Below are 17,843 nucleotides of genomic sequence, written 5' to 3' on the forward strand. Positions count from 1 at the left end.
TATCCCTAATCGTTAAGTAGCCCAAATTCTTGGTTTCACGGGGATTTCTTGAAACCACTGTTGGCGTACTAATTGCCAAATCTCAACAAATACAGACAATATCGTTTCACTCCAATTAGCGAGAGCTCTAATCACCATTAATCCCTCTAACTGGGTTACACCTATTACCAAATCAAATAAGTGATACCTCTTGCATATAGTATTGAGCAACACTTGTACCATTTCAAATACGACAGGGTCTTTATTGGTTATATATAAACTTGACGATAAATTAAATTTTTGTAACCCATTGATATAAAAATGACTATCCGCCCCTTCTAATGCAAATCGCTCAATTAATATTTTTTTTTCCGCTATCTGTATTTCCGTCTTACCCATTAAGTAGCCTTTCTCAAAGCCCTCATTCAGTGCAGGTCGTCCAAAACAGTGCATTTCCCACCCCATAAATCGAGCGGTTTCTGCCAATATAATTGTGGTGTTTAGCTTCACCTTGGCATCGTTAAAAAAGATATTTTCTTGTGGTAACCACTCTAAAATCCCCCCATCAGCCACTGTCAGACGCTGTGTTTGCTCTGCCCATTGATCTGCAGAACGATAAAATTTTGTGGCGCCAGGGGTGGTAACTAATGCATGTGCATAACTATCAACATCAGTATGAATGGTGAGAGTATCCCCCCCTACAACACCACCAGGAGGATGTAGCAAATAGGTATGACAGATATTTTTTTCCGGATAAAACGGTCGTTGAACAGCCAGTGGACCATACTGCTGTCGATGTGCTAATACTGTTTTATGATTTTTGACAGCAAAGCCTAAGGCCAATTTGGCTTGCCAGCCTGAGTGTCGTTTCTGAGCATCGAAATCAATTGCGAAAGAAGGATCACTCATACAGTTAGATACTCCGTGATTAGCCCTTGCTCTAAATCTTTCATTGCGCCATTAGCAACATTTCTCCCACGATCCAATAAACAAAAATGATCACCCACTCGACGGGCAAAAGGCAACTTTTGTTCAACCAATAAAACGGTTAAGCCAAAATCGATATTTAGTTTTTGGATAATATCGCCAATTTCTTGCACAATATTAGGTTGAATACCTTCAGTTGGTTCATCCAGAATAAGTAATTGAGGATCAACAACTAGCGCTCTGGCAATCGCAAGTTGTTGCTGCTGTCCACCCGATAAATCCCCGCCGTAACGATGACGCATTTGGTGTAAAACAGGAAAAAGTTGATAGATATAATCAGGAATAGTCCGATTTGCCTTATCGCGCACAGGCAAACCAACAGATAAGTTCTCTAGCACAGTAAGCATGGGAAAGATTTGTCGGCCTTGGGGCACATAACCCACCCCTAAATAAGGGCGCTCTTCAGCTTTATCTTTCGAAATATCACAGGTATTAAGTGAGATAGCTCCCTGCTTTATCGGTAATAGCCCCATAATACATTGCAGTAAGGTGGTTTTCCCTACCCCATTGCGCCCCATAAGTACGGTACATTGCCCTTTTGGAACATGTAGGTTCACATCCCACAATGTATGACTTTCACCATAAAATTGATTAACGCCAGTGACATTAAGCATCTTCATTCCCCTAAATAGACTTGAATAACTTCAGGATCAGCTTGTACTTGCGCCATTGTGCCTTCTGCTAAAATCCCACCTTGATGCATAACTGTTACATGACTGGCAATCGAACGAACAAAATCCATATCATGCTCAACCACCACTACAGAATGCTTACCTGCAAGACTGTTTAACAACTCAGCAGTACGATCCATTTCTTTGTGTGTCATGCCTGCAACGGGTTCATCCACCAACAGTAATTTGGGGCTTTGCATTAACAACATACCAATCTCTAACCACTGCTTCTGACCATGAGAAAGGTTACCTGCAAGCTCGTCTTTCTCATTATGTAAGTTGATTAAAGTAAGTACTGACTCCAATGCATCTTTTTGCTCACCATTTAATGTTGCACGTAACAATTGCCATACTTTCCGCTCACCCGACATTGCAAGTTCAAGGTTATGCCACACTGATAAACACTCAATGACAGTGGGCTTTTGAAACTTACGTCCAATACCGGAATTCGCAATATCTGCTTCAGACATCCTCAATAAATTAAGTGATGAGCCTAACCAAACTTGTCCTGAATCTGGTTTAGTCTTCCCTGTAATAATGTCCATCATGGTGGTTTTCCCTGCGCCATTAGGCCCAATAATGCAGCGTAATTCCCCTTCTTTAATGTATAAATTCAGATCATCAATTGCTTTAAAGCCATCAAATGATTTATTCACCCCTTCTAAATACAATAAAATATTGTGGCTGGTATCGACTAAAGGATGCTGCTGTGTTTGCATAAACCGAAACACTTTTTCACGTTCAGTCAGCGCTTGAAAAGTTGAGCTTAACGGCAATATTTTAGATAACGCACTCATGATTTTGCCTCCTTAAAGTAGCGCTTAATGTGGCTAAATGTGGGTAAGCGGAAACGACGCAATGCTTGCGTAGAACAAACACCAATCACACCTTTCGGTAAATACAATGTTGATAAAACAAACAGCGCCCCTAGGGCAAATAACCACACTTCAGGTAACTCAACCGTAAACCAACTCTTGGCATAGTTAACAAGTAATGCCCCCACAATGGCACCAAATAAGGTTGCTCTGCCTCCAAGCGCAACCCACACGACAATTTCAATTGAGTTTAATGGCGAAAACTCACCGGGGTTGATGATCCCAACTTGTGGCACATATAAAGCGCCAGCAATCCCCGCAAGCACTGCTGATAAAATAAATAACCACAGCTTAATATTATCCACGTCATACCCCATAAATCGGGTTCGTTGCTCAGTATCTCGAATAGCCATCGCCACTCGCCCTAGACGACTATTAATCACATAGCGGCATAAACAATACGCCAAAATTAATGCTATGGTTGTCGCTGAAAATAACATCACTTTAGTCATGTCGCTTTGTAAGCTAAAACCTAAAATATCTTTAAAATCGGTTAAGCCATTATTACCGCCAAAGCCCATCTCATTGCGGAAGAAAGCAAGCATTAATGCATAGGTTAATGCTTGCGTCATGATTGATAGATACACCCCAGAAACACGCGAGCGAAATGCTAACGAACCAAAGACATACGCCAATAAACCAGGTACAAGTAGAATCATCAAGCAAGCAAAAAGAAACGAATCAAAGCCATACCAAAACCACGGTAATTCAGACCAATTAAGGAAAACCATAAAATCAGGTAACACAGGGTGACCATATACTCCACGCTCACCAATTTGACGCATTAAATACATGCCCATGGCATAGCCACCTAATGCAAAAAAAGCACCATGACCTAAACTTAATATTCCTAAATATCCCCATACTAAATCAACGGCTAACGCTAATAAGGCAAAACTCAAATATTTACCTAATAAAGAAACAGTAAAAGTTTCTATATATAACGGATGAGATTCAGGTAGCCATAAATTACAGATAGGAATAAATATTAAGATCGAAAACAATATTGATAATGTTATTTTTCCACCACGGTCTTGACTTAAAAACGACCTTTTATACAAAAATGATTGGCGGTTCATAGCAACTCCTTAGCTAATTAGCCTTCTGCAGCTCGACCTCGTTGAGGAAATAATCCTTTAGGGCGTTTTTGAATAAATAAAATAATAAAGATAAGAATAAATATTTTTGCTAATACTGCACCAGCCCAAGGCTCTAATACTTTATTAAAGATCCCTAAACTTAATCCTGCCACTAATGTTCCCCAAATATTTCCGACGCCACCGAAAACAACCACCATAAATGAATCGATAATATAGCTTTGTCCCATGTTAGGGCCGACATTGGTCAATTGTGATAATGCAACACCTGCAATACCGGCAACCCCCGATCCTAAACCAAAGGTTAATGCATCAACCCGTTCAGAGCGTATCCCCATCGCTTTAGCCATTGAACGGTTTTGCGACACCGCGCGAACTTGCAATCCAAGGGAGGTTTTTCTTAATACCAATAACAACGCAATAAATACTGCAAAACAAAACAGTAAAATATACAGTCGGTTATAAGTGATCATTAGCATAGGGTTAATACTAAAAGCACCAGACATAAATTCAGGCGTACTGACCGAGCGATTTAACGGTGAGAATACACTTCGTACCGCTTGCTGTAAGATCAAGCTGATACCAAATGTTGCGAGTAATGTTTCTAACGCTCGGCCATATAAATGTCGAATCACAAGCCGCTCTATAATAATCCCGACCAGACCAGAGACAATAAACGCTGCAGGGATCGATAATAATAAAGCGATAGCAATATGATGCGGTAACAATTGCTGCATCACATATGTGGTATAAGCACCAATCATGATCAACTCACCGTGCGCCATATTAATCACCCCCATTACACCAAAGGTGATCGCCAGACCAATCCCAGCTAGTACCAAAACGGAGCCTAGACTTAACCCAAAAAAGATCGTTTCTATACCTGCATATAAGCGTTGTTGTTGCTTGTAGCTATCAAGCCCTTGCTGGACGGCAAGTGCAGTAGCTGGTGCTAATGTCTGCGCCTGTAATTTACTGAGTGTTTGAAAGACGATAGGATTTTTATATTGGCTAATTTGATGAATCGCATCTCGTTGTCGTTGCCCTACTGCATGTTTTGCTTGGTAGTTTTCTATTGCCAATAATGCGATTTTTTTAACTTTACTTTGCGATTCCGTTTCATAAAGTGTTTTTATTTTTATATAGCGTTCAGGCGTTAACTTTCCTAATAATGACAACACTGATTGGTACCGCTGCTGTTCATTTTCACTCACTAAACCTAATAAAGCGAGTTGGATATTAATTTCTTTACGTAATTTATTATTCACCCGTATCTTTTTAAAATCCCTCTTATTATCAATAATCACATTTTTAGTATTTATTATCGGTCTAGCACTCATGCCGGTTTTAAAATCATTAATAACAACTAACTGTTTAGATGACTTATTTAAATATAATTCTCCATTTAACCAAGCGGTTAATATTTTCTCACTGCGGATCTTATTATCATTATTAGCCAACCATTCTATTGCTTTTATTTTTGGTGGTGTTTTCTTCATTGTTAATATCGATACCAATGATGAATAAGAATCAATTGTAGAAGCCCACACTGACGACGTTGTAATAAACATCATCATAACTATGAGCATAATCACTCTAAGCAGCATAATAAACATCCCTGAATAAATAGAAAAAGCCCCTGTACCCCGGGGCTTAACCAATGTTATTAATGCGTGCTACCAGCACATTTTTTATCGATAACATTATAACTGCCGCATGAGAACGGTTTGCTCCAGCTAGAATACAGATCGCGTGACCCAGGTAGATAATTCGACCATGCATCACCATTAACTAACCCTGCTGTTTCCCATACCACTTCAAACTGCCCATCATCTTGGATCTCTCCAATTAATACAGGTTTAGTAATATGGTGGTTAGGCAACATCGTTGAATAACCGCCTGATAAATTAGGCACAGAAGTACCAATTAACGCATCCTGCACCGCTTCAGGATCGGTGGTTCCTGCATTGGTAACAGCTTGTACCCACATATTAAAACCTATGTAATGGGCTTCCATTGGATCATTCGTTACTCGTGCTTTGTTTTTAATAAACTTCTGCCACTTTTCAATAAACTCACTATTTTTCGTCGTATCAACGCTCATGAAATAATTCCAAGCCGCTAAATGCCCAACTAAAGGTGAGGTATCCATGCCTGAAAGTTCTTCTTCACCAACAGAGAATGCAATAACAGGAATATCATCAGAGCCCACACCTTGCGCGCCTAACTCTTTATAAAAGGGAACGTTTGCATCACCGTTGATGGTCGATATAACCGCTGTTTTTTTACCTTCAGCGCCAAACTTCTTAATATCAGACACAATAGACTGCCAATCAGAATGCCCAAATGGGGTATAACTGATCATGATATCTTCTGCTTTCACACCTTTGCTTTTCAAGTAAGCTTCAAGGATTTTATTCGTCGTTCGAGGATAGACATAATCAGTGCCAGCTAACACCCAACGCTCGACATCCAATTCATTCATTAGGTAATTAACAGCAGGCACTGCTTGTTGATTAGGTGCTGCACCGGTGTAAAAGACATTCTTTGATGACTCTTCACCTTCATATTGGACGGGATAAAATAAGATACTATTGAACTCTTCAAACACCGGTAACATCGATTTGCGTGATACGGAGGTCCACCCACCAAACACCACATCGACTTTTTCTTTTTCAATTAATTCTCGGGCTTTCTCCGCAAATAGCGGCCAATTAGACGCTGGATCAACCACTACAGCTTCTAGTTTTTTGCCTAACAAGCCTCCTTTTTTATTTTGTTCATCTACCAGCATTAAGACGGTATCTTTTAATGTGGTTTCACTGATTGCCATCGTACCTGATAGTGAATGAAGTACGCCGACCTTGATAGTGTCTTCAGCAGCCCATAATGGTTGAGAGAATAACGTTAGAACGGATAATGCAGTAAGATTTATCAGCTTCTTCTTCATGATATGCTCCTTGTAATAAACACTTTATATTTTCCAAGAAACGTACCAACTCCCTCTTTTTTGAAATAGAACACAAGTCAATGATTCTAATAGGGAATATTTTTACTGCGTTATTGATACCTTTATTTATATGCACACTATTAGTGCGGTTATTGTTTTTGTTCACTAAAACCGTGCATAGAAAGGTACATACTCATACCTTTTTCCTTAATAACACATCCTGACGTGACGGATTTATATCTTGTCATTATTGATCATAAGACATTAATAATGCGCGCGATCACAAATGCAAAGATTCATATTTAGCAATATTACATTACAAATATGCCCATTGATCTTAATCAAGATCCGTAAAGCGTTTTTGACCAAAATACGGCTGACGCAATATTTAACGCCATTAAAAAAGTGGAATCACGTTCATTGCGGAATGATTATTGAAATATCCTCGATATCACCTTTTTATTCTTCCTAAAAGGATTTATAGCTATGAGCAATAATGCAACTGAAGGCCGTAAAGTTACGGTTGGCAGCTATCTTGCCCTCGCCTTTGCTTTTGTTTTCTTTTCTGGTGCCATGCAGTCAAATGAATGGTACGGCGTGCTTGATTTCACTACTCTAAACGGTTCATTCGGTAATGTTGTTTATTCTGTTAATGACACAGCAGAAGGTGTTGAAACGGCATCAACCTCGTTACGAGGTAAAGGAGGAAGCGGTGCGCGTGATGGTTTTATTTTCGCATTAACCTTGATTCCAACCGTAATGTTTGCCTTAGGTATGATTAACGTACTTGAGCACTACGGCGCTTTAGATGCCGCTCGTAAACTATTAACGCCATTGTTACGTCCTTTAATGGGTATCCCAGGTAACTCTGGTTTAGCTCTTATTGCATCGTTACAAAGTACCGATGCTGGTGCGGCAATGACACGTCAACTGCGTGACGAAGGGCATCTCACAAAGCGTGAAACTGATGTGTTTACCATGTTCCAGTTCTCTGCTGGTGCTGCAATTGTTAACTTCTTCTCATCTGGCGCTGTACTTTTCACACTCACAACCGCAAGCGGTGAATTAGCTGTGGGTTCGTCAATTGGTCTTGCCGTTGCCATTATGTTCATCTTCAAATTTATCGGTGCCAATATTTTCCGCGTTTACCTCAATATCACCGAAGGTAAAGAAGATAAAAATAGCAAAAACACTGTGATCGGTCAGGAGAACGCATAATGACTACCGCTAAAAAACCAATGGTGACAGACATCTTCGTTGAAGGTGCTAAAAAAGGCTGGGTGATTGCAACCACATCAACCGTACCCAACGTATTAATGGCGTTTGTTATCATCAAAGCACTGCAAATTACGGGTGCATTAGAGCTCATGGGCACGTTATTTTCACCTATCATGGCTATTTTTGGTTTGCCAGGTGAAGCGGCAGCTGTATTAATTGGCTCATGGATGTCGATGGGTGGTGGTGTAGGTGTGGTGATTACCTTGTTTGACCAAGGGATCTTAAACGGTGAACACATCGCTATTTTAGCCCCTGCGATTTATCTCATGGGTTCACAAGTTCAATACATGGGACGCATCATGGGTCCTATTGGTACTGAAGGTCGCTATATCCCAGTTATGATTGCAATTTCGGTGCTGAATGCCTTCGCTGCTATGTTTGTGATGAATATCCTAGTGTGATCATTTAACTTGCCGTGAGCCCTTTCACGGCAAGTCTTTTCACTACCGTATTGCTGATCATAACGGCTTTCTTATTGGCTTTTATTTCCCCTTTTAATAATGGCACCGCCCATATTCGGAGCTTTATATGTCTTTTTCTATTGATCGTTACTTAGAAGAACTTCGTCCTTTAATCAACATTGACTGCGGTACGCTAACCGTTGACGGTATTAACGCGATTGCTGAGATCATGGTGAAAAAATACCAAGAGTTGGGTTGGCACATTAAACGTATCGATTGTGGTATCGCCGGAACTGGCTTAGAAATTCGCAACAAACCTGAAGCCAAGCATATTGATGCCATGCTGATCGGTCACATGGATACTGTATTCCCTGTTGGTACAGCAGCTGCTCGCCCAATGACCACAGATGAAACAAAAGCCTATGGCCCTGGGGTTTCTGACATGAAATCGGGACTATTAAATATTGTTTATGCGCTACGTGGTTTAGATCCACACACCTTAGATAAACTATCTATTTGTGTTTGCATGAACCCTGATGAAGAAATTGGTTCGTTACATTCAGAAGAATGGTTAAAAAGTGTTGCCGTCAATGCAAAACATGTTTTCGTCGCTGAGGCGGCTCGCGCTGACGGCTCTTTAGTTAAAGCCCGTAAAGGTATGGCACGCTATCGCTTAAGCTTCCATGGTAAAGCAGCACACGCAGGTAATGAACCTGAAAATGGCCGTAGTGCAATCAGTGAGATGGCACACTGGATCATTGCGATAAATGAGCTAACCAATTTCGTCTCTGGTACTACCTTCAATGTGGGTGTAGTTAAAGGGGGGGCAGGTGCCAATATTGTTGCTGATTTTGCTGAAGCGATTGTTGATGTACGTTTCTGGGACAACGATGAGTATGCGGCAGCTGATGAGAAAGTTCGCGCACTATGTGAAACCCCGTTTACTGCTGACGTAAAAGTCATGGTTGAACGTGAAGCACATAAACCATCAATGGTACCAAGCACACAAACAGAGCTATTAATGGCACAAGTTGAAGCGATCGGTAAAGACTTGGGTATTGATATTACATGGCAAGCAGTCGGTGGTGGATCTGATGCAAACCTAACTGCAGTGTTAGGTATTCCAACATTAGATGGTCTAGGCCCTATTGGTGCAGGTTTCCACAGTGCAGATGAATGGCTAGATCTCACCTCGATAGAACCACGTATTCGTTTATTACAGCGTATTCTAGATAAGTTAGCGGCGTAAAAACAATAAAAGGCTGCATCAATGCAGCCTTCCTTTTCTCTTTGAGTGTTGATAAACCCACTCACAGAGAACAACACAACCGGTTCAAGTTTTCTTTGCTAAACCACTCCTGATTTAGCCCGTTTTTGTGAATATCTCGGCCTTTCCTGCTGATATCTGGGCACTATGTAAATTGTCTAATTTAAATTGTATCGCCCTAATTGGATGACGCCATAAGTAACGTGGAAATGTCCAACGTAATACATGGATCATTTGTAATCGTTTGGCAGATTGATAGCAATGCCCAATACAATGCGAACAACTTGGCTTATCATCGCCCAGTCGACAACCTGTTACGCGCTCCTCAACATACTCGATAAGACTTTCACATTCAGGACAAATAATTGCCCCACGGTGCAACGTTTTACAATATAGGCGAATCATCGCTTTCACTGCGTTCAGTTCACGTTGCGAACGAACTGAATGATTGTTTTGAACTATCATAGTGGCGTTATTATCCACCGACACTTTAAAGATCCAATGATAAAGATCAATTTTTCAAAACAATCCTCTATTTATGAGCAGATTTCGAAAGTCATCACGAAATATTGATTAAAAGACACACTTTAATACATTGTTCAAAAATAAATAACACAGCGTACCAAATAAAAAAACATTTTATTAGCAGCGTATTTTTGTCACACAAAAACAAAAAATCCTCCTTAATTAAAAATAAACAAGGAGGATTGATAGCATTAAATTGCTACTAAATACATCAATAAACGTATAGAACGTTGATTAATTATCCGAATTTAAACGACGTAATAGCTGATCTTTTAAATTCGGTGGTGTGCCTTTAATCGTTAACGTATCGGTTTCTGCATCATAGAAAATACGCTCTCCCAGCAACATACTATCGAAATTAAGCGTCATACCACCGCCAGATCCGACAAACTTAGTCAGTTTACGCATTGCAGTACGGTCAGCTGGAAAACTTTCTTCTAGCTCATAACCTTGCTTTGACGTGAATTCATAGAAGTTAGTCCCATCGTCAGAAGTCGGTAACTCACCCGCAAGCTCTTTCACCGCGACTTCATCACCCGCTTGCAGTTGACTATTACAGTAATCATAAACCTGCTTACGGTATTGCTGCTTTTCTTCTTTATCTAAACGCGAATCAGCACAGAAATCTTCCACAGCTTGCATCAGCACTTGGTTTTGTTCTTTAACATCTAAACCAACGTCTGCTTGCATAAAGTCTAAGAAAAAGTCTGCAATTTTACGCCCCACGCGACCTTTAGCGAACGTTAAGTAACGCTTAGATTCAGGATCAGTTTCCCACGAAGACAAATCAATACGTGCAACAATATCCATTTTAGCGATATCAAGGTAGTCAGTCGCGCTAATGCCTAACTGCTCAGTCACTTTCATACTGTGACACGTTGGTAGCATACCAATAAACAGATAATCTGTTGCCAATGACTGGTATTCAGCCATCACTACTGTACCAGCTTCTGCAAACGGGTATTTAGCCAATTCAGTTTGTAAACGCTTAACAGCCATATCTGAAAACGTTAAGAAATCTAGCTCACCTTGACGGAATTGCTTCAGCCAATGAGAAAACTCGCTGTCTTGAGCAAAAAGTGCAAAACCTTTCGCCCCTTTACTACTGTAAATGCGATGGAGTTCAGCCACGAGATCTTCAGTCGATGCATCGTTCTCAAGAGTCTGATTTCTTAGATGTATTTCTAGTTCATCTTGGTCGTTTTTTGTCAATTGATGAAGAATGACATTAGAAAGTGTTAGGCTCATAATGAAAAGGTTTTCAAGAAAAGTGAACTCTAGGTTATCATAAGTCGCTTATGTAAACATTAAACAAGATTTCTTATGCCAATTACTTCAAAATATAGCACTAAACAAGTTGAACAAATCATTGATGACATGTTCGATGTACTTGAAAAACATAAAACATCACCAGAATTAGCACTGATGGTTGTTGGTGATATTGCAACCAATATTATTAACGCGAATGTGCCAGCTGCTCAACGCGCAGTGATTGCAGAAAAATTTGCTAAAGCTCTGCAGACCTCAATTAAAAAAGACTAAGTTTAATAGTCATATTAGACTTGCATTGAAGACTGAGAAGAATTGACATTTATGGTCGCCAGCGGAAATACCTACAAAGAGAAAGTCTCACAGCTGATTAGCTGGGGACATTGGTTCAGTTTCTTTAATATCATCGCCGCCATGCTATTGGGTACGCGATATATTACACATTCAGACTGGCCAGCAACGCTGATCGGGCAACTTTATCTTTTATTAAGTTGGGTTGGCCATTTCGGGTTTCTTGTTTTTGGCATCTATATTCTGATCATATTTCCAGCCAGCTTTTTGATACCTTCACAACGTTTAATGCGTTTATTTGGGGTATTAGTCAGCACTGTTGGTTTAACTGCCCTACTGCTTGATACTTATGCTTATCAAACAGTAGATTTACATTTAAGCCCATTAGTATGGGATTTATTGTTAAGTGGCGATAAGACAGAATTAAATGCTAGCTGGCAATATCTATTTGTCGTTGTTCCAGTCATCTTCCTCTTTGAGCTCATGTGCTCTGAGTGGGTATGGCGCAAACTTAGAAAGCTAACCCGTAAACATGTCGGCGGTCCAATCGCCCTTGTTTTTGGTGTTTGCTTTCTAGGTAGCCATCTAATTTATATCTGGGCAGATGCAAATTTATACCGTCCCGTAACCATGCAACGCTCTAATTTCCCTTTCTCTTATCCAATGACGGCAAAAACCTTCATGGAAAAGCATGGTTTACTTGATCGACAAGAATACACAAAGCGCCGTGCTGAGCAAGGTGTGCAAAATAGCGAGCTTGTACGCTATCCAATCAGTAAGTTAAGCTTTAATGATCAAGGTACTGGCCAAAATCTAATGATCATCATGGTTGATAGTCTACGTAGTGATATGTTGACATCAACCGTTATGCCGAATTTAACAGCATTTGCTCAAAATAATCTAAATTTCACCGATAACTACAGTTCAAGTAATAGCGATTCAACTGGCGTATTTGGTTTGCTATACGGCTTGCCGAGTGGCTATGCCAATAGTATTCGCGCAGAGGAAAAGTCACCGGTATTACTTAATACATTGCAAGATCGCGGTTATCAATTTGGTTTATTCAGTGGCGAGAATTTTGATTTACCGATTTATCGTGAAGCTATTTTTGTAAATACTAAACTAGCAGCAACGGACTCACTCCACTCTGATGACGTTGAAAGTGATTCACATGCAATAAAAGATTGGAAGCATTGGTTTAACAAACAAAATTCCAATAAACCATGGTTTAGCTTCCTTGAATTGACCTCTGTTCAGCAGTTTAAAGAAGGTGAACATTATAAGCCTCGTTTTACTCCCTCATTAGGTAGCAATGCCATTAATGAAAAAGGAGTGGATTCAACATTGCTGCTAAAAAACAGTTACCGTAATGCGGCCTACCATATCGATGAGATGCTTGGACGTGTATTTGCTCAATTAGAAGCAAAAGGTGATATGGCTAATACCATTGTCGTGATTGCCTCAAACCACGGTACTGAATTTAACGAAACAGGTAACAATACTTGGGGATCGGGCAGTAATTACAGCCAATACCAAATAAAAGTGCCACTGATCATTCATTGGCCTGATCATTCCGCGCAGGAAGTCACACGCTTAACCAGTAATTTAGATCTGGTACCGACACTGATGGAATCATTACTTAATGTGGCTTCAGCAAGCTCAAATTATAGTTCAGGCGTAAGTTTATTTGATCAAAATAATGATCGTCGCTGGTTATTAGCTGGAGATGACTCTGATATTGTTGTTGTTCAAAATAAACAAACAACCGTGGTTGATAAATACGGTAATTACAATGTTTATGGCAAAAATTACCAATTAGAAGATGAAGGTAAGCCAAAACTTTCAACATTAATGCAAGTCATGAATGAATTGAAACGTTTCTATGAACCCAAACATTATCAAGATAATGATAAGTAGTCATTTATCATAAACTACAAAATAAAAAGCAGCGTTTATTCATCGCTGCTTTTTATTTGTCAGTGATAACCATCCCTTGTCTCGTTATAACAATGTTCAAATCCATCTTGCCAACCATGGGTATATTTGCCTTGCTTTGCCATACGTTCAGGATCACGCCTAAAGCCTTTTTCATAGGTCATTTCATCAAGCGTTCTGCTGTGACAGCCGTCTTGATAACCATCAAGATAAGCGCGTGTAAACCCTAACTCAGATAGTTGTTGATGACGACTTGTCGAACACCCCATTAATATAAAATATAAACATAAATAAAAGAAAAGCGGGTAATATTTCATTATTAACACTCACCTTGTATTCTTTACCCTTTTTACAGCTATTTGCTATAAAAATACCTGTATTTCACACAAGCATAGTGGTGAAAGCCCTTTTTTTGTGTCTAAATAAAAAGACAATTCAAGTCTCGTTCTGATCGCATTTTTAGCGCTTATTTTCAATAACAACACAAATTTGTGGGTTATATCGCGCCTATTTATTAGTGAATTGTTAAAATATAAACTGTTATAAATATTAAAAATAAATTAGGCTCAATTGGAATTAATCCTTTAATGAAAAAGCACGTTGATCTTTTTTATCAAAACATTACAAAGCAATGGGGAAATGCACATAGCTTACGTACTATATGTGAACTGACTTGCCGCAATCTTATGGAGTTTTTTGACGTTCATCATTGCCAGCTAATTGTGGCTTACAAAGGCCAATGGCAGTCTTTAGTACAAGTGAACGAAGCTGGTATTCAATACAGTTTTCCACCAGTTGTTATTTCAAAAGAAACCCATGCTGATATTTATTCATCGATCGTCGGGCAAAACAGTACTCAACCTTTCATTACCTCTAATTCTGATTTTCATCGTGCTTGGCTGCCATTACAACGTCGTGAACAACGTATCGGCTGGCTAATTATAGATTTTCCTCATGCCGCGAAAGTCGATATTCAGGCATTAAGTCAATTGTGTACACTCCTTGCCACCGAAATTGATGCCGACCTTTTATCGCAAACAATCAAGACAGAAAATAGCTGTCGCCGCCATGTAGAGCAAGAGTTAAGAAACAGTCAATACGAGCAAGATCTACTACTTGAGCAACTTCAAGCGATGCATAGTATCTCGTTCATGTTATGGCGTACGAAATCAATCAAAGAAATGATCTTTATCGCCGTTGATGAAGGAAAAAAACAACTCGAAATTGATCGTATGGCTGTCTTTCTATTTGATAAACAATACCGCATGCATGGTACCTATGGTACAGACATTGCGGGTAATACCATTGATGAATATTATTTTGAGTCTGTGATCCCAGATCAATGGTACGCCGCACGAACACTTGAAGAAAAAGAATATCTCGCCGTTCAAGAAAACACCCCACTTTATCACGACTTAAAGCAAGTTGGCTTTGGCTGGAGTGCCTATATTGCCTTATGGGATGAAGATACTCCAATAGGTTGGATTGCTTGCGATAATCTTTTAACAGGTCGTCCATTCCGTACTTATCACCACCAGTTATTAAAACAGTACGGTTTTATCATTTCGCAGCATTTAGTTCGTCACCAGGCAGAAGATCGCCTCAAACGGCTCAATAGAGATCTTGAAAAACGGGTACTAACCCGTACTGAAGAGCTCAATAACGTCAATAAAATGCTGGAAAAAATTTCTCGTCTTGATCCATTAACCAATATCGCTAATCGTCGCGTATTTGATGAATCGATTGCTGATGAGTGGCGTCGAGCTGAAAGGCATCAGTTACCGATCTCTTTACTGATCATGGATATTGACCACTTCAAGCAATATAACGATCATTTAGGTCATGATGCCGGTGACGTCTGCTTAAAGAAAATAGCCCATGGGCTGGCTGATATCGAAAAACGTGCGGGCGCTTTATTTGCTCGTTTCGGTGGTGAAGAGTTTGTCTTATTACTGCCAGGTCAAGACAGTAAAGCCGCTGTTTTTTCTGCGAAAAAGATCTTAACTACGATGAATGAAATGGCGTTGCCTTTCCCCGATAATGAAGAGTCAGAAACGAAAACAAACCCAATAGTTACCCTCAGTATTGGTGTGAGCTCTATGATACCGACTCAAGGCAGTAATTATAAAATGCTATTTAATACTGCAGATAAAGCCTTGTACCGTGCAAAAGGTGAAGGGAGAAACTGTTACAGGCTCTTACTCTAGCTTCAATACAAAGTGGTTACTCACTCAATAACGTAACCACTTGGTGTCCTCTATATCTTCTATTTTTCTTTTGGCTTTCGTTTCCGCGTTGTTTTACCCGTAGTATTAGATGAAGATTTTGCACTTGCCGTTTTCTTTGAATATCGACGCTTCGCTCCCCCTTTGCTCCATTCGGGTGACTTTAGATCACGTAAGCTTTGCGGAATATCGGAGACTTTTACTTTTTCCATCAAGGTTGTGACTTGTATTTCTAATGTGCCCATAAACGGTTGATAAGCATATTTTTTATCTGCCATATCTTGCAATTGATGTTCCCAATGTGCCGTCATATCAGGATACGTTGCTTCATTCGGCAAAGCATAAATTAAGCCGCGCCCTGCATCTGTTGCATGGATTGTTTTTCCTTGTCTGTGTAACAGTTGGCGTTTAAATAAAATCTCTAAAATACCCGCACGCGTCGCTTCTGTGCCTAAACCATCAGTATCACGTAGAATTTTCTTTAATGAGGGATCAGAAACAAAGCGTGCTATCCCCGTCATTGCTTGCAATAAAGTCGCTTCCGTAAATGCTTTAGGTGGCTCCGTCATTTTGTCTTTAATTTCACCGTCACGGCAGGTTAATACCGTTCCTTTCGTCAATGGCGGCACTTTATCTGCCAGTTCGTTATCATCACCTTTATCATCTCGACCTAATAATACCCGCCAGCCCGCATCCATCAGTTGACGTCCTTTTGCTACAAAGTGACCTTTAGCGATAGTAAAGACTAACTTAGCTTCCGCATAAATCGCTGCCGGGTAAAACTGCATCAAATATTGTCGAGCAACTAGTTGATATACCTTCGCTTCACTAGGACTTAAACTCTGTGGACTCACCGCTTTTGGCGTTGGAATAATCGCATGGTGAGCATCCACTTTTTTATCATTCCATGCTTTGGATTTTAATGATGTATTTGCGCCAGAAACCGCATTCGATAAGCTATTGTCAGTATTAGCAATAGCACGGCAAACCTCACCGGCCTGCTTGAAATGATCGTTAGGTAAATAGCGACTATCAGAACGTGGGTAAGTGATCACTTTATGCTTTTCGTATAACGACTGACAGGTACTTAACACATCAGCCGCACTCATGCCAAAGCGTTTAGCAGCATCAATTTGTAATGCAGATAAAGAGTAAGGCAAAGGCGCGGTTTGCTTGGTTTCTTTACGTTCTGATTCTGCGACTTCCGCAGGTTGCCCTTTTATACGACTCACCACATTTTCACAAAGCTGCCGACTGAGTATTCTTCCCTCTTCATCTTGATAAGGCTCGCAAGCTTTACTTGGCACCCACTTCGCACAAATTTCTTGCTCAGCATAGGGAATTAGAGCAAATACATCATAAAAAGGCTTAGGAACAAAATTAGCAATTTCATCATCACGACGTACCACTAATCCTAATATCGGTGTTTGTACTCGCCCAACAGACAATACTCCACGATAACCGCCTTTTTGTCCGAGTAATGTATAAGCTCGGGTCATGTTCATACCATAAAGCCAGTCAGCCCGAGAACGAGCTAATGCTGATACCGACAATGGTACAAAATCATGATTACTGCGCATGGAAGATAACGCTTTTTTAACCGCAGCAGGGTTAAGATCAGAAATAAGTAACCGTAATGCAGTCTTTTTCTTTGTAGCCGATAATTTAGCGTAATCTATCACCTCATCCACCAGCAATTGCCCTTCACGATCAGGATCGCCAGCATGGACAATTTCTGAAGCCGATTGTGCTAACTTTTTAATTACTGCTAATTGCTGTTTTGCTGCTTTACGAGGAATAAGCTGCCATTTTTCAGGAATTATTGGTAAATCATTTAAATCCCATTTTTTATAACGCTCGTTATAAGCATCAGGTTCGACTTGTTCAAGTAGATGCCCAATACACCACGTAACAATATCGCCATTACCGACTTCGATATAACCATTATTATTTTTATGCGGTCGAGGAAGTACTGCGGCAATCGCCCTGCCTAAACTTGGTTTTTCTGCAATGTATAAACGGCTCATCAAAATCTTTATATGGCAGTGAATAATGCTGAAACTGTACCTAAAACCGCGCAGTGCAGCAAGAAA

At 40.1% G+C, this 17,843-nt stretch carries 16 protein-coding genes; 6 read left to right on the forward strand and 10 right to left on the reverse strand.

From position 1 onward, the window contains the following. Nucleotides 1-12: 12 nt before the first annotated feature. From I3259_RS14450 to urtA, 6 genes are all read right to left on the reverse strand, one after another. Complete coding sequence (locus tag I3259_RS14450; RefSeq protein WP_238030257.1) at nt 13-888, reverse strand: urease accessory protein UreD; 876 nt, start codon at nt 886-888, stop codon at nt 13-15. Beyond that, entirely contained in the window at nt 885-1,580 is a 696-nt protein-coding gene (urtE, locus tag I3259_RS14455; RefSeq protein WP_238030258.1) for an urea ABC transporter ATP-binding subunit UrtE, read from the reverse strand. Before urtE ends, I3259_RS14450 begins: the two co-directional genes overlap by 4 nt. 2 nt (nt 1,581-1,582) lie before the next feature. Further along, the gene (gene urtD / locus I3259_RS14460) at nt 1,583-2,434 is read right to left on the reverse strand and encodes an urea ABC transporter ATP-binding protein UrtD (protein WP_238030259.1); all 852 of its coding nucleotides are present in this window, start codon (nt 2,432-2,434) and stop codon (nt 1,583-1,585) included. After that, nucleotides 2,431-3,591, reverse strand: coding sequence for an urea ABC transporter permease subunit UrtC (gene urtC / locus I3259_RS14465; RefSeq protein WP_238030260.1), 1,161 nt, complete (start codon nt 3,589-3,591; stop codon nt 2,431-2,433). The genes urtD and urtC overlap by 4 nt, the downstream gene beginning before the upstream one ends. Nucleotides 3,592-3,608: 17 nt before the next feature. Beyond that, nucleotides 3,609-5,186 (reverse strand): urea ABC transporter permease subunit UrtB, encoded by a 1,578-nt coding sequence (gene urtB, locus I3259_RS14470; protein WP_238030261.1) that lies wholly within the window; start codon nt 5,184-5,186, stop codon nt 3,609-3,611. An 89-nt stretch (nt 5,187-5,275) separates the two neighbouring features. Further along, nucleotides 5,276-6,559 carry an urea ABC transporter substrate-binding protein gene (gene urtA / locus I3259_RS14475; RefSeq protein WP_238030262.1) on the reverse strand — a complete coding sequence of 428 codons (1,284 nt, stop codon included), beginning with the start codon at nt 6,557-6,559 and terminating at the stop codon, nt 5,276-5,278. A 486-nt stretch (nt 6,560-7,045) separates the two neighbouring features. On the opposite strand from urtA, the gene I3259_RS14480 reads away from it, so the two are divergent. From I3259_RS14480 to I3259_RS14490, 3 genes are all read left to right on the forward strand, one after another. Then, nucleotides 7,046-7,777 carry a nucleoside recognition domain-containing protein gene (locus tag I3259_RS14480; RefSeq protein ID WP_238030263.1) on the forward strand — a complete coding sequence of 244 codons (732 nt, stop codon included), beginning with the start codon at nt 7,046-7,048 and terminating at the stop codon, nt 7,775-7,777. Then, nucleotides 7,777-8,238 carry a YjiG family protein gene (locus tag I3259_RS14485; protein WP_238030264.1) on the forward strand — a complete coding sequence of 154 codons (462 nt, stop codon included), beginning with the start codon at nt 7,777-7,779 and terminating at the stop codon, nt 8,236-8,238. Before I3259_RS14480 ends, I3259_RS14485 begins: the two co-directional genes overlap by 1 nt. A gap of 127 nt (nt 8,239-8,365) precedes the next feature. Then, complete coding sequence (locus tag I3259_RS14490; protein WP_238030265.1) at nt 8,366-9,487, forward strand: M20 family metallopeptidase; 1,122 nt, start codon at nt 8,366-8,368, stop codon at nt 9,485-9,487. A gap of 114 nt (nt 9,488-9,601) precedes the next feature. Here I3259_RS14490 and I3259_RS14495 read toward each other — a convergent pair whose 3' ends face one another. Together I3259_RS14495 and yejK are read right to left on the reverse strand one after the other, a co-directional pair. Continuing rightward, entirely contained in the window at nt 9,602-9,970 is a 369-nt protein-coding gene (locus I3259_RS14495) for a nitrous oxide-stimulated promoter family protein (RefSeq protein ID WP_107206467.1), read from the reverse strand. A gap of 294 nt (nt 9,971-10,264) precedes the next feature. After that, nucleotides 10,265-11,278 carry a nucleoid-associated protein YejK gene (gene yejK / locus I3259_RS14500; protein ID WP_238030266.1) on the reverse strand — a complete coding sequence of 338 codons (1,014 nt, stop codon included), beginning with the start codon at nt 11,276-11,278 and terminating at the stop codon, nt 10,265-10,267. Nucleotides 11,279-11,353: 75 nt separating this feature from the next. Here yejK and I3259_RS14505 point away from each other — a divergent pair, with 75 nt between their 5' ends. Beyond that, nucleotides 11,354-11,572 carry a YejL family protein gene (locus I3259_RS14505; protein ID WP_045083319.1) on the forward strand — a complete coding sequence of 73 codons (219 nt, stop codon included), beginning with the start codon at nt 11,354-11,356 and terminating at the stop codon, nt 11,570-11,572. A gap of 51 nt (nt 11,573-11,623) precedes the next feature. After that, nucleotides 11,624-13,507 (forward strand): DUF3413 domain-containing protein, encoded by a 1,884-nt coding sequence (locus I3259_RS14510; protein WP_238030267.1) that lies wholly within the window; start codon nt 11,624-11,626, stop codon nt 13,505-13,507. Nucleotides 13,508-13,566: 59 nt separating this feature from the next. Here I3259_RS14510 and I3259_RS14515 read toward each other — a convergent pair whose 3' ends face one another. Further along, a complete protein-coding gene (locus I3259_RS14515) occupies nt 13,567-13,842 on the reverse strand; it encodes a hypothetical protein (RefSeq protein ID WP_238030268.1) in 276 nt (91 codons plus the stop codon). 270 nt (nt 13,843-14,112) lie between these two features. On the opposite strand from I3259_RS14515, the gene I3259_RS14520 reads away from it, so the two are divergent. Continuing rightward, nucleotides 14,113-15,732 carry a GGDEF domain-containing protein gene (locus I3259_RS14520; RefSeq protein ID WP_238030269.1) on the forward strand — a complete coding sequence of 540 codons (1,620 nt, stop codon included), beginning with the start codon at nt 14,113-14,115 and terminating at the stop codon, nt 15,730-15,732. Between the two features lie 59 nt (nt 15,733-15,791). On the opposite strand, the gene I3259_RS14525 is transcribed toward I3259_RS14520, so the two are convergent. Then, nucleotides 15,792-17,777: a DNA topoisomerase III gene (locus I3259_RS14525; RefSeq protein WP_238030270.1), complete on the reverse strand. Its 1,986-nt coding sequence runs from the start codon at nt 17,775-17,777 to the stop codon at nt 15,792-15,794. Nucleotides 17,778-17,843 lie beyond the last annotated feature (66 nt).

Source organism: Photobacterium sp. Ph5 (assembly GCF_022129445.1).
Lineage (GTDB): Bacteria > Pseudomonadota > Gammaproteobacteria > Enterobacterales > Vibrionaceae > Photobacterium.

What these genes read in the sequence shown, in the direction of transcription:
- I3259_RS14520 (WP_238030269.1), top strand. Translation starts at nt 14,113, where the DNA reads ATGAAAAAGCACGTTGATCTTTTTTATCAAAACATTACAAAGCAATGG.
- I3259_RS14515 (WP_238030268.1), bottom strand. Translation starts at nt 13,842, where the DNA reads ATGAAATATTACCCGCTTTTCTTTTATTTATGTTTATATTTTATATTA.
- I3259_RS14490 (WP_238030265.1), top strand. Translation starts at nt 8,366, where the DNA reads ATGTCTTTTTCTATTGATCGTTACTTAGAAGAACTTCGTCCTTTAATC.
- I3259_RS14480 (WP_238030263.1), top strand. Translation starts at nt 7,046, where the DNA reads ATGAGCAATAATGCAACTGAAGGCCGTAAAGTTACGGTTGGCAGCTAT.
- I3259_RS14485 (WP_238030264.1), top strand. Translation starts at nt 7,777, where the DNA reads ATGACTACCGCTAAAAAACCAATGGTGACAGACATCTTCGTTGAAGGT.
- urtB (WP_238030261.1), bottom strand. Translation starts at nt 5,186, where the DNA reads ATGATGATGTTTATTACAACGTCGTCAGTGTGGGCTTCTACAATTGAT.
- urtE (WP_238030258.1), bottom strand. Translation starts at nt 1,580, where the DNA reads ATGCTTAATGTCACTGGCGTTAATCAATTTTATGGTGAAAGTCATACA.
- I3259_RS14505 (WP_045083319.1), top strand. Translation starts at nt 11,354, where the DNA reads ATGCCAATTACTTCAAAATATAGCACTAAACAAGTTGAACAAATCATT.
- yejK (WP_238030266.1), bottom strand. Translation starts at nt 11,278, where the DNA reads ATGAGCCTAACACTTTCTAATGTCATTCTTCATCAATTGACAAAAAAC.
- urtA (WP_238030262.1), bottom strand. Translation starts at nt 6,559, where the DNA reads ATGAAGAAGAAGCTGATAAATCTTACTGCATTATCCGTTCTAACGTTA.
- I3259_RS14450 (WP_238030257.1), bottom strand. Translation starts at nt 888, where the DNA reads ATGAGTGATCCTTCTTTCGCAATTGATTTCGATGCTCAGAAACGACAC.
- I3259_RS14525 (WP_238030270.1), bottom strand. Translation starts at nt 17,777, where the DNA reads ATGAGCCGTTTATACATTGCAGAAAAACCAAGTTTAGGCAGGGCGATT.
- urtD (WP_238030259.1), bottom strand. Translation starts at nt 2,434, where the DNA reads ATGAGTGCGTTATCTAAAATATTGCCGTTAAGCTCAACTTTTCAAGCG.
- I3259_RS14495 (WP_107206467.1), bottom strand. Translation starts at nt 9,970, where the DNA reads ATGATAGTTCAAAACAATCATTCAGTTCGTTCGCAACGTGAACTGAAC.
- I3259_RS14510 (WP_238030267.1), top strand. Translation starts at nt 11,624, where the DNA reads ATGGTCGCCAGCGGAAATACCTACAAAGAGAAAGTCTCACAGCTGATT.
- urtC (WP_238030260.1), bottom strand. Translation starts at nt 3,591, where the DNA reads ATGAACCGCCAATCATTTTTGTATAAAAGGTCGTTTTTAAGTCAAGAC.